This window comes from Candidatus Cardinium hertigii (genome assembly GCF_050864855.1).
GTDB classification, from domain to species: Bacteria; Bacteroidota; Bacteroidia; order Cytophagales; family Amoebophilaceae; genus Cardinium; species Cardinium hertigii_C.
This window is the reverse complement of record NZ_JBOZWW010000052.1, coordinates 22,303-34,348: the sequence shown is the minus strand read 5'-3', so window position 1 is coordinate 34,348 and position 12,046 is coordinate 22,303. Positions and strand designations below refer to the sequence as shown.

Here is a 12,046-nt window from a genome sequence, read left to right as displayed (position 1 = left end):
ATCGAATCAGATAACTGGAATAAAGGATGTTTCGGGTTAAGAAAACTAGATAAGCGTTGCTCAAACAAACGCTCAAGGCTATTATTTATTTTCTTAGATTTCATCCTTATTTTGCAAGCTTTTTATACAAAACAACTCTAAAACTGGTTATTAACCAATACAAATTTAACCATTTATTTGCTGATTAACAAATAATTATACAGTATTTCAGGACCGACTAAATAAGTGGAGTAGGTAATCCTGTTTGGGGGTAAAGATGCGCGTACAAATCGTTTGGATAAAATCAGTCGCTTCTGGCAGTAGTAGGATATCGGTTTCTTCTTTTATTTCCCTTACTACTGCTTGAAGGGGCGTTTCATTTTTTTCTAGTTTCCCACCCGGCATGCACCATCGGTTGTCTATTGTTTGGGGATCATTTTTTTTCAACAGCAAAACTTTTCCATTGCATACCATATAGCATATGGCTACTGATTTAGTAGGGTTAAATGCGTCTATCTGCAATGGATCAAATGCAAATTTTCCCCCTTCAAATAATACTACCGTCATCTTAATATAGTTGGTTGGTTGGCATAAATAGCCCCTTATATACACTGGTAACCTTAGGTTGCAAGCAGCAGATAAAAAATATTTCTCAATAGATTCCAGCCATTAACAGCCTTGGTTTTACTAAGCCAACATCTTCAGGAGTAGTGCCACCGTTTCCTTTAATTTTCGTCTATCTACAATCATATCCAAGAAGCCATGGGCCAATAAAAATTCGGCGGTTTGAAAACCTTTCGGTAATGATTTGCCAACGGTTTCTCGAATCACACGTGGACCTGCAAAGCCAATCAGCGCCCCTGGTTCTGCCATATTGATATCCCCTAGCATCGCGTAGGAGGCGCTTACCCCACCTGTAGTCGGGTCGGTTAGCAGCGAGATATAAGGAATTTTAGCATCGGCCAATTGGCTTAATTTTGCAGCTGTTTTGGCCATTTGCATCAGGGAAAAGCTGCCCTCCATCATCCGTGCACCACCTGATTTAGAGATAATCAGTAGCGGGGTATGATCGGCCAAACAGTGGTTGACCAGTTGGGCTATTTTTTCACCTACTACACTGCCCATAGAGCCTCCAATAAATTTAAAATCCATACAGGCAATGGCAAGGGGTAGGGTATCGATCCTACCATAGGCCGTTCGTACCGCATCTGTTAAACCGGTTGCTGCTTCTGCTTGCTTTAAGCGTTCGGTATAAGACCTATTGTCTATAAAGTGGAGTGGGTCAGCCGATCGGAAAGTTGCATTCAGCTCTGTAAAATTGTTTCCATCAAAAAGAATGGAAAAGTATTCCTTTGAACCAATCGGTAAATGGTGGCCATCATCGGGCACTACTTGTAAATTTTCTTCTAATATTTTGCTGTGTATAATCTTTCCTTTTGGTGTTTTTACCCAAAGGCCATCGGGCGAATCTTTTTTGGCAGAACTAGGGGTTAGAATTCCTTTCTTTTTGCGTTTAAACCAGCTTAGATTGTCGTTTATTAAACTCATATACTTATGTAATAGATGGTAATGGCATCGAAGGCTGTTGGGCTTTTATGGATTTTCAGGACGCATTTGTGGAAAAAATAGGACATCTTGAATAGATGGTACATTGGTCATGATCATCGTTAACCGATCGATCCCTATGCCAATACCTACTGTTGGCGGCATGCCATAGCGCAAAGCTTTTAAAAAATCATGGTCTACCACCATTGCTTCGTCATCGCCTCGTTCGCCTAGTTTGCGTTGTTCCTCTAATCTTTTCTGTTGATCAATCGGATCGTTTAGCTCAGAAAAAGCATTGCAGATTTCTTTACCCGCGCATATTACCTCAAATCGTTCTGTTAAAGCTGGGTTGGTGCGGTGTCGTTTCGCCAAAGGAGACATTTCAATGGGGTAGTCGGTTATGATGGTAGGTTGAATAAGATGTGGTTCACATTTTGCGCCAAAAATTTCATCTATAATTTTGCCTTTGGCAAAGTTATCGGGTATATCTATGGCCAATTCATGGGTCACTGTGCGCAATGCTGCTTCGTCCATATTGCTTACATCATATCCAGTAAAATGGTGAATCGCCTCAAACATCGTAAACCGTTTCCATGGCCGTTGAAAGTGGATCAAATCTGTACCAAACGGAACCGTTGTAGTGCCATGTAGGGCTAGTGCCACTGTTTCTAACAATTCTTCTACGTAGTCCATCATCCAGATGTAGTCTTTATAGGCTACATAAAGTTCTACCTGGGTAAATTCTGGATTGTGGAAACGGGACATACCTTCGTTTCTAAAATCTTTTGCAAATTCGTAGACGCCCTCGTAGCCCCCAATAATTAACCGCTTTAAATAAAGCTCATTGGAGATCCGTAAATATAAAGGCATATCTAGAGTATGATGGTGTGTGACAAAGGGGCGTGCCGATGCGCCTCCATAAATGGGTTGCAGAATAGGGGTTTCCACTTCTAAATATCCTTTGCTGTGCAAGGAGGCTTTCATGGTGTGGATCAGCTTAGCCCGTTGTTCAAATACCTTGCGTACCGCTGGATTCACGATTAAGTCCACATATCTTTGACGATACCGTTGTGCAGGATCTGTGAAGGCATCATATACTTTTGCCCCTTCTTTGGTCGATGCTTCTTTGACAACTGGTAGAGGGGTAAGTGCCTTGGTTAACAACCGAATATGGGTCACATGCACCGCTATAGCGCCCACTTGTGTGGTAAATACAAAACCTTGTACTTCAATAATGTCACCTATATCTAGTAATTTCTTAAAGAAGGTATTATAGTGGCTTTTATCTTCTTCTGGACAAATCGAATCTCGTTGTACATAAAGTTGAATCCGTCCAGTTGCATCTTGCAATTCTACAAACGAAGCCCCTCCCATAATTCTACGTCCCATAATCCGGCCTGCCAGTACTACATGGCTATAGTTTGCTTTGTTTTCTTCTTTGTAATCGGAAAGAATAGTGGCTGCTTTGGCATTGATGGGGTGAACGGAAGCGGGATAGGGATTGATGCCCATAGATTCTAAGCGCTCTTTTTTCTCTGTTCGAATGGTGGCTTGTTCACTCAGCTCCTGCATGATTTTGGTAAAATAAAAGTAAAATATATGGCTATGCGATAGCCCTGGCCATTTTGGCCATCATAATCTATCTAATTTACACTTTATTTTTATAAATTTTGCTGCAGCCTCACTACTATTTTGATCTATATACTTAATCTATGTCCCCCTTTAATGCTACCAAAAAAGAACGTAGGCTATGCAATCGTTGTACCACTTCTCCTGGTGTAATGGTAGAGGCGATACCGTGCTTTTGCATTACTTTACGTGCCCCTGGTAAGCTATATCCTTTTTCTTTAACCAGCGTATAGATGTACTGCAGCTGAGCGATATCTTTTGCTTGATACCTTCTGGCACCTTTGCTATTTTTATGAGGCTGAAGGATCCCACTAAAGGTTTTTTCCCAAAAACGTATTAAAGAAGGGGCTACCCCAAAGTGGCAAGCGACCTCTTGAATGGTCCAATACTTTTTTTCCATACTATGATCAAGCCCTTAGCCGCAACCCATCGCTAAAAGTTTGAACAAAGGGCTTGTGTTTGATAGGCTGATTGCTTACGCACTTCTTCGTATTCAGCCGCAGTAAGTTCTCCTACAAAATATTGTATTGGATTGACACGTTTCCCATTGCAGTAGACCTCATAGTGGAGGTGTGGAGCTGTTGAGTCACCTGAATTACCAACTGTGCCAATTTGTTGTCCTCTTGTGATCCGTTGTCGTTCTTTGATCATAATCGCATCCATATGGGCATAGTGGGTTTTAAAGCCATTGCCATGTTCGATTAGTAGATGGTGGCCATATCCCTTTTTATCTTTTTTGATCCATTTGATATATCCATCTGCGGCAGCATAAATGGGCGTATGGATAGGTGCCGAAAAATCAACCCCTTCATGCATTTTAAATATTTTATAAATTGGATGGAGGCGTCTACCGAAATGGGCAGATATTCTTTTCAAATGTTTTTTAGAAACAGGTGGGAAAGTAGGTGTAGAAGCAAATTTAGCCGTTTTTTGTTTGGCAAGGCTGATGATTTGATCATAGGATTTCTTTTGAATAGCCAGTTGGCTGGCCAACTGATCTACTTTAGACAATGTTTCTGCAATTAAAGTATCTTTCCCTAAGTGGGCATATTTGTTAACGCCCCCGATGCCCGCGTTGCGTTCTGTAGCAGAAAGTGGGCTGGTATTCAATAAAACCCTATAAAGGTCATCATCTCGTTGTTGTAAAGTCGCTAGGAGTGCCGTACTATTTTCTATTTTTTTTTGTACGACATCGTAATAAGCCTTAAGCCTTTCATTGGCTTGCCACAGTGCTGCTTCCTTGGGAGAAGGAACATGATCTTGGTAATACCGCACCATACCAGCGGCCAATAATACCGAAAAAGATAAAAAAGCAAAAGTACGTAAAATAAAGGTTGATAGAGAAGGGCGTACAGGCTCATAGCTGCAAGTAGCAGGGTTATAATAATACTTGGTTTTAAGCATAAAAAATATATAATGATAAAATATATAGACCCAGACTACTTCAATTTAAAAAAAACTACTAAGACAATCAACCATTATTGAGGTTTATGGGATTTTATTGGGTTTTGAAAAGTGAGTAGGAGGGGGGAATGGGTAAACGTAAACCATAGAGATAACAAATTACTACCAGCAAGTGCAATATAAAAGAGCGGCTTTCTAAAACTAAATTAGAAAGCCGCGAAAAAAAGCATTCGAAATGCTATTTTACCTCTTCAAATTCCGCATCTGTCACATTGCCACTGTCGTCATTACCATTTTTTTGCTCCATGGTAGGATCAGATGGTTTTTGAGTAGCCTGCGATTTTTGATAGACTTTAGCCATTACCTCGCTCCAAATTTTGTTAAGCGGTTTTAATGTACGATCAATAGCCTCTACATCTTTTTCTCCATGTGCCTTTTTCAAATCCGCTAAGGCAGATTCTACCTGTTTCTTATCTGCTTCTTCTACTTTATCACCCAATTCTTTGAGTTGTTTTTCTAGTTCAAATATAAATGAATCCGTTTGGTTTATTTTATCTATTTGCTCTTTTTCTGCTTTATCTGCCGCTTCGTTGCGTTCTGCTTCTTCTTTCATCCGTTTGATTTCTTCTTCAGTTAGACCAGATGAAGCTTCAATGCGAATTTTTTGTTCTTTTCCCGTTCCTCTATCCTTTGCCGAGACATGTAATATACCATTGGCATCTACATCAAAAGAAACTTCTATTTGTGGAACGCCCTTGGGAGCAGATGGAATATCAGATAAATGGAACTGGCCAATGGTACGGTTGTGTTTGGCCATAGGTCTATTGCCTTGCAATACATGTACCATAACCGAAGATTGATTGTCTGAAGCAGTAGAAAAAACCTCTGACTTTTTAGTTGGAATAGTAGTATTCGCTTCAATCAATTTGGTAAAAACACCGCCTAAGGTTTCAATACCTAGGGACAATGGAATCACATCAAGCAATAAAACATCCTTTACTTCTCCCGTTAAGACCCCTCCTTGGATAGCGGCTCCTACAGCTACTACTTCATCAGGATTGACCCCTTTAGAAGGTTTTTTACCAAAAAAACGGGCTACTTCTTCTTGAATCTTTGGTATACGAGTAGAGCCACCGACTAAAACAACCTCATGAATTTTATTTTGTGGATCAGCAATATCGCCAAAAGCATCTTTTAAAGCTTGCCTACAAGGAGCAAGTGTACGTTTTACCAAGTCATCTACCAGTTTTTCAAACTGCGCCCTAGATAGTTGCTTTACCAAGTGTTTAGGGACCCCATCGATAGCTGTAATGTAGGGTAGATTGATCTCTGTAGTGGTTGCACTGGAAAGTTCTATTTTGGCTTTTTCAGCAGCCTCTCTGAGGCGTTGCAGCGCAGTAGGGTCCTTTCTTAGATCCACTCCTTCTTCTTGTTGAAAATTATCTGCTAGCCAATCGGTTATTTTTTGGTCAAAGTCATCTCCACCTAGATGGATATCGCCATTGGTAGATTTAACCTCAAAAATACCATCGCCTAATTCTAAGATAGAAATATCAAAAGTACCCCCCCCTAAGTCAAATACTGCAATGGTGATATCTTTATTTTTTTTGTCCAAGCCATAAGCCAAAGCAGCAGCCGTAGGTTCATTGATAATCCGTTTGACCGTCAAACCGGCTATTTCTCCTGCTTCTTTAGTCGCCTGCCGTTCTGCATCGTTGAAATAGGCAGGAACCGTAATAACTGCTTCTGTAACCGTTGTGCCTAGGTAGTCTTCTGCAGAACTTTTCATCTTTTGCAAGATAATAGCTGAAATTTCTTGTGGTGTATAGAGGCGATCACCAATCCGCACACGGACCGTATTGTTGGCTCCGCTTTCTACCTTATACGCCACTTCATTCAGCTCATTGGCCACACTACTGTATCCCTTACCCATAAAACGCTTGATGGAGCTTATGGTATTGTGTGGATTGATGATGGCCTGACGTTTGGCAGGATCACCTACTTTGCGTTCACCTTGTCCACCATTTAAAAAAGCTACTACCGATGGAGTAGTTCTTTTGCCTTCATTATTCGGAATGACCACTGGCTCGTTGCCTTCCATAACGGCAACACAAGAGTTAGTGGTGCCTAAATCGATTCCAATTATTTTTCCCATGTTTTAATTTCTATTTTGTTTGTATTCGACCATACAGTCTATATTTGCGTTACCTATTTACGTTTCATTTAGGTAGCGATATTACAAACTCCATGCCAAATGCATGAACCTGCATCAGATTGTGTCAAAATGACATAATCTGCATATACTAATGTAAAAATCATGGCCTACTATTCTGCAAAGCTTTTGCGGTATCTTTCTGGATGGTTGATAATATCCCTGGCTTGTTGCAACATTTCGGTTGCATACCCTTGGGCTGCTAGTATATCAATGGCAATCGTTTGGTTTGAAGCACCAGGAATTACCTTATAGGTGTACAAAATCTTTCCGTCTTTTCCTATGGCTTTGATAAATACTTTGTAGTTTTTAAACCCTTTTTGGGGTTCACGTTGTTCTAAAAGCATTACCACTGGATAGTGGGTGGCCACTATATTAAAGGCGTTGCCATACTCGGCAATATAATTTAATACAGAATATTCTGCTGCTGCACCCTCTACTGGATTGGTGCCACTAAAAGGTTCATCAAAAATAGTAAAACTAAATTCCTCTTTTTTTAACTGTTTTAATAATTTTAAATGGGACTGAAAACGATCCACTTCTGCCATAAAGAGTGATTTACCCGCAGCAATGTCATCCGCAATGTCTATATAGGTATTAATTTTACTAAATGGGGTCAGTTCACAGGATGTAGCAGGGGCAATCCCAAAAGTTTGGCTTAACAAAACCGCTGTGGCCACACCCGTTAAAAAGGTAGATTTACCACCTGCATTGGGACCAGTTACAATAATATTTCGCGTCTTATTGGCATCATCCATGGTTAGATCATTCCCAACTGCTGTAGTAGGGGTGAGCATGGGGTTCCACATGCCAACCAGTGCCAATCGAGGTGTTGTATAGCCTTTAGGTGGTAACAATTTGGCAAATGTATAGCGATGTGGCCCATTTAGCGCAGCTGTTTCTTCCATAAGGGTTGCGATAGAGAGAAAAGCATCTAGTTCTCCTAACGCATACATGGCATCATGAAAAATAGCCTTATGGGCTAGAAATAGCTTGTAACTGGCCAATAGCTTTCCGGCATGATTCCGGAGATAGGACCAAGAACGGAGGGGCAACTCCTCTAGATAACGCAATAAATCCCCTACTTCAGAGGATTCGTTCAGACGAGCCAATAGCCTGTTGATGGGTTCAAGTTGTGGGCCATAGTGTGCTGCGAAAGTAGGATTTTGCTGTACGAATGTATCGATCTTTTTAGCGGTTATTAAAAAGGTTTGGACATCTGCCATACGCAAAGCAAGGTGGTGCAATACGCCTGCATATTCTTTGTAGTTGCAATATCCATTGTAATATTGCCAAAAAGAATGTAGGGTATAGATTGTTGGGGGAACATAATCTACAGCACTAAGACCATGAGTATTACCACCTGCTTGTTTAAGTTTTTTAATTACTTCGTGGGTATGGTATATATTGTATACAGGTATCCAGCTTAGGTATAACATTAAGAATGCATTCTCACTGGTATGACTAGGTGGTGTAAATTGAGAGAATGTTCCTGCAATAGGCAGCCCTAGTAGAGGATAAAAAATATAATTACTATAAATATTCCAAATATCCCGAAGCCATATTTTTTTGGTTTGTAATGTCCTAGCCGATTTATTTGAAGCAGTAGAACCGGTATAAAAGAGCTTGGTCAAATATTTGTCATACTCTTTGGCATAGAGCGGATCTGTTTCAGTCCAAAAAGAGAGCATTGCTTTTTCAGATGGCTGGTAATCTTGCAACGCACTTTTTAAACCATTGTAAAGTGGTTTGTTTTGGCACAATAAATCTACAAACTGCTGTCGTTTTGTAAGGGCTTCTAGATCCGCAATGGGTGCACCTATCAGTGAAGCAAGTGCCCCTTCTCCTAAAACCGTAAGGGTTCTATTGATGCGGGATAAAAAATGGTAGCCCGGTGCAGTAGTGGTTCCATAAAAAAGATGTAAATCATGCCAACCATATGCGTTGAATAGGCTTTGCTGATGGCGCTTCTGATAGTAAGGGCTTTTAGCAAAAATTTCATTGAATACTATAGCCCGTTCTGCTCTTGGTGAAAGATGTATTTGGGTAATGTCTATATTCGATGGTTTGGCTTCTTTACCTTCATTAGCCTTTGCCAAAGGCTTTACAGCTTCAACAAATGATTTTAAATAGTGATCCGCTAATTGGGTAGCCATGGAGGGAGATGCTTCAATAGCTATAGCAAAAGTCGGTAAACAAAATAAAAAGAATAAGTATGAAATAATACGCATAAAAATTAAGATAGAATGAATGGATGCATGCATTTTAATCAATTGGTATCAAGCCAAGACAATCGCAACTTTATGTAAAAAAGGCACATAGATACTAAATCTGCTTTAAAAACACTATGCAATGTACATAAATTTTACTAAATTAAGATTAGAAACAAAATTTTTGATGCAATAAACCACTATGATACAACCCATCTCTTTACTGTGGTTAAAAAAATGGTTGCAAGTTGTTTTTCCCATCCGAAAGGGGGAAAAACAGAAAATTTTCCTCCTTCTTTTTTTAAAATTTCTTATTTCGTTTGTCTATTGTATTTTAGCGGCACTTAAAGATACCGTTTTGGTAACCGCTGACTCCTCTGCTGCCGAGGTTATTCCCATTATAAAAGGATCCATTATTTTTCCTATTTCTATAGGCGTTGTGCTGTTGTACACAAAATTAAACAATTGTTTAAAGCAGTCTACCCTCTTTTATGGTACCATTCTTTTTTTCTTAGTCCTGATTCTTGTATATGGTTTTGTCCTGTATCCCCATGCCAATAAAGTAAGTCCCTATGCTATGGCAGATTGGTTCAGTAGGTATACAGGTGGTAAATATTTGCATTGGATTACTGCATTTCGCCATTGGATCCACGTATTATTTTTTGTAGTTGCTGAGCTTTGGGGACAAGTGGCACTTATGTTACTCTATTGGAGCTTTGTGAACCATGTTTGTAAAATCCAAGATGCGAAACGATTCTATGCTATTTTAATTGCTGCAGGAGATGTTGCACTGATTATTGCTGGGCCACTGGTCTTAGCCTATACTAAAAAATATAGCCATAGTGACTTTGTATACACGGTACAAGCGTTAATAAAGTATGTAGCTTATAGTTGCGTAGCCATTTTATTCACCTACTGGTTTACCAATCGTATGGTAAAACCAGCGCTTATGCCTGTAAGCCGTAATCCTCTTCCTCAAAAGTTACATTTATCGCTCTGGAAGAGTCTAAAACATGTGGCTGTTTCGCCATATTTAGGCAATATAGCCATTATAGTGATTGCCTGTGGACTATCCATCAATATTGTAGAAGGGACCTGGAAATCCTATTTGAAAGAAGCCTTTCCAACGGCAGTAGATTATCAAACTTTTATATCAAAACTAAATTTTTGGACTGGAATCATTGCGTTGCTGCTCTCTCTTTTTTTTAGTGGAGGTATTTTAAGAAAATTTGGGTGGAAAAGAACGGCACAGATTGCGCCTGTCATCATTGGCATAATGGGCACGCTCTTTTTTTTAATGAGTTATAGTAAAAATCATGCGCCTTGTTTAACGAATTGGATCGGATCTAAGCTGGTTTTATACATTGTGATCTTTGGTGGTATTCATAATATAGTGGCAAAATCTATCAAATATGCATTTTTTGATAAAACAACCCAAATGGCTTATATTCCACTTGATCCAGAGGCAAAAATTAAAGGAAAAGCAGCTGTAGATCTATTGGGATCTCGCTTAGGGAAAGCAGGTTCTTCTTGGATTCAAATTGGATTGCTTGAACTGCTCCATACCAGTAGTATGCAATCGCTTTCAGCTGTATTATTGGTCTTTTTGCTGATCACTACTATTATGTGGTACCGTGCAGCTGGCAACATCGATCAACAACTACATATATTAGAAGCAAAAGGGGCTACAAACAATTAGGCATCCGTCTATTGTATGGGGTTAAAATGGCTGAAGGGATGGGCGGAAGATTTGGATTATATCCTTTCAATAGATGCGCCTAGGCTATTAAGGCGTTGGTCAATGCATTCATATCCTCGATCAATTTGTCCAATATTTTCAATAGTGCTTGTGCCTTCTGCTGCTAGTGCAGCAATTAATAAAGCGATGCCAGCTCTAATGTCACTTGAACTCATATGGGTACCCTGTAGCCTATGGTGTGGGCCTAAGCCTACTATATGGACCCTGTGTGGATCGCATAAAACTAGTCGAGCACCCATTTCAATCAAGTGGTCTACAAAAAAGAGCCTGCTTTCAAACATTTTCTGGTGGATTAAAATATGACCTTGTGCATGTACTGCAGCTACAACCGCAATACTTATTAAATCGGCAGGTATGCCTGGCCAAATGGCATCATAGAGCGTTACCAGATTCCCATTCATATCTCTTTTAATGGCATGACAAGGCTGCAATGGAATATGCAATCTATTGTCTTCTGTTTCTACCACAATACCCAACTGTTTAAAACAATACCAAACGGGTCCAAAAAACTGCATAGGCACATCTGTAATCGTTAGTGCTGATTGGGTAGCTGCAGCCAATCCAATAAAGCTACCAATTTCCAATAGATCTGGTAAAATGGTATGGGTAGTGGCCCCGAGTCTTTCTACACCCTCTATGGTTAATAGATTAGAGCCAATACCTGTAATCCGTGCACCCATCGCTACCAGCATATGGCAAAGTTGCTGTATATGAGGCTCGCAAGCGGCAGGATAAATAATGGTTTTGCCTTTGGCCATGCTGGCAGCCATAATCACATTCGCCGTGGCTGTTACCGATGGTTCTGGCATTAGTACATCAGCACCCTTCAACGCATCACATTTTGCTTCCCAAGTTGCTTGCGCACCATCGTAGTAAAAAGCAACACCTAATGGTTCAAGTCCTTCAAAATGGGCATGTAGCCCTCTGCGTCCAATTCGGTCTCCTCCAGGTTTTGCTATGGCTACTTGCTTAAAACGGATTAAAAGCGGGGCCAGTAACATAATAGAGCCCCTTACTTTAGTGTACGTTTGTCGAAATACTCTGGTACACATCACCTCTTTATCAAGATCCATTGCACAAAATTGATGCCCTCCATCATCCAATCGGCTAATTTTAACCCCTAGCAGGGCTAGTAGCTTCATCAGATGTTGTACATCTGTAATATTCGGAATATTGTATACCGTCACAACTTGATCGGTCAGTAAGGTGGCACATATCACCTGCAGTGCTTCATTTTTTGACCCTTGTGGCTGGATGGTGCCAGACAATCGGCGTCCTCCATGGATAATAAATTTGCCCATTGCTTTA

General features: G+C 40.2%; 9 protein-coding genes. 1 reads left to right on the top strand and 8 read right to left on the bottom strand.

What is annotated here, in order from left to right; genetic code table 11:
• Positions 1–207 precede the first annotated feature (207 nt).
• The 7 genes from ACRRVB_RS02805 to ACRRVB_RS02775 form a co-directional block, all read right to left on the bottom strand.
• Positions 208–546 carry an NUDIX domain-containing protein gene (locus ACRRVB_RS02805; protein WP_432466469.1) on the bottom strand — a complete coding sequence of 113 codons (339 nt, stop codon included), beginning with the start codon at positions 544–546 and terminating at the stop codon, positions 208–210.
• Between the two features lie 120 nt (positions 547–666).
• Positions 667–1,527: an acetyl-CoA carboxylase, carboxyltransferase subunit beta gene (accD, locus tag ACRRVB_RS02800; RefSeq protein WP_432466468.1), complete on the bottom strand. Its 861-nt coding sequence runs from the start codon at positions 1,525–1,527 to the stop codon at positions 667–669.
• A 45-nt stretch (positions 1,528–1,572) separates the two neighbouring features.
• A complete protein-coding gene (gene lysS, locus ACRRVB_RS02795; RefSeq protein WP_432466467.1) occupies positions 1,573–3,096 on the bottom strand; it encodes a lysine--tRNA ligase in 1,524 nt (507 codons plus the stop codon).
• 133 nt (positions 3,097–3,229) lie between these two features.
• Positions 3,230–3,553 carry a MerR family transcriptional regulator gene (locus ACRRVB_RS02790; RefSeq protein ID WP_432466466.1) on the bottom strand — a complete coding sequence of 108 codons (324 nt, stop codon included), beginning with the start codon at positions 3,551–3,553 and terminating at the stop codon, positions 3,230–3,232.
• A gap of 32 nt (positions 3,554–3,585) precedes the next feature.
• Complete coding sequence (locus tag ACRRVB_RS02785; RefSeq protein WP_432466464.1) at positions 3,586–4,557, bottom strand: M23 family metallopeptidase; 972 nt, start codon at positions 4,555–4,557, stop codon at positions 3,586–3,588.
• A 238-nt stretch (positions 4,558–4,795) separates the two neighbouring features.
• Positions 4,796–6,712 carry a molecular chaperone DnaK gene (gene dnaK / locus ACRRVB_RS02780; protein WP_432466463.1) on the bottom strand — a complete coding sequence of 639 codons (1,917 nt, stop codon included), beginning with the start codon at positions 6,710–6,712 and terminating at the stop codon, positions 4,796–4,798.
• A gap of 170 nt (positions 6,713–6,882) precedes the next feature.
• A complete protein-coding gene (locus ACRRVB_RS02775) occupies positions 6,883–9,033 on the bottom strand; it encodes a MutS-related protein (protein ID WP_432466462.1) in 2,151 nt (716 codons plus the stop codon).
• Between the two features lie 148 nt (positions 9,034–9,181).
• Here ACRRVB_RS02775 and ACRRVB_RS02770 point away from each other — a divergent pair, with 148 nt between their 5' ends.
• Positions 9,182–10,678, top strand: coding sequence for an Npt1/Npt2 family nucleotide transporter (locus ACRRVB_RS02770; protein ID WP_432466461.1), 1,497 nt, complete (start codon positions 9,182–9,184; stop codon positions 10,676–10,678).
• Between the two features lie 56 nt (positions 10,679–10,734).
• Here ACRRVB_RS02770 and murA read toward each other — a convergent pair whose 3' ends face one another.
• A complete protein-coding gene (gene murA, locus ACRRVB_RS02765; RefSeq protein ID WP_432466460.1) occupies positions 10,735–12,039 on the bottom strand; it encodes a UDP-N-acetylglucosamine 1-carboxyvinyltransferase in 1,305 nt (434 codons plus the stop codon).
• Between the last annotated feature and the right edge of the window lie 7 nt (positions 12,040–12,046).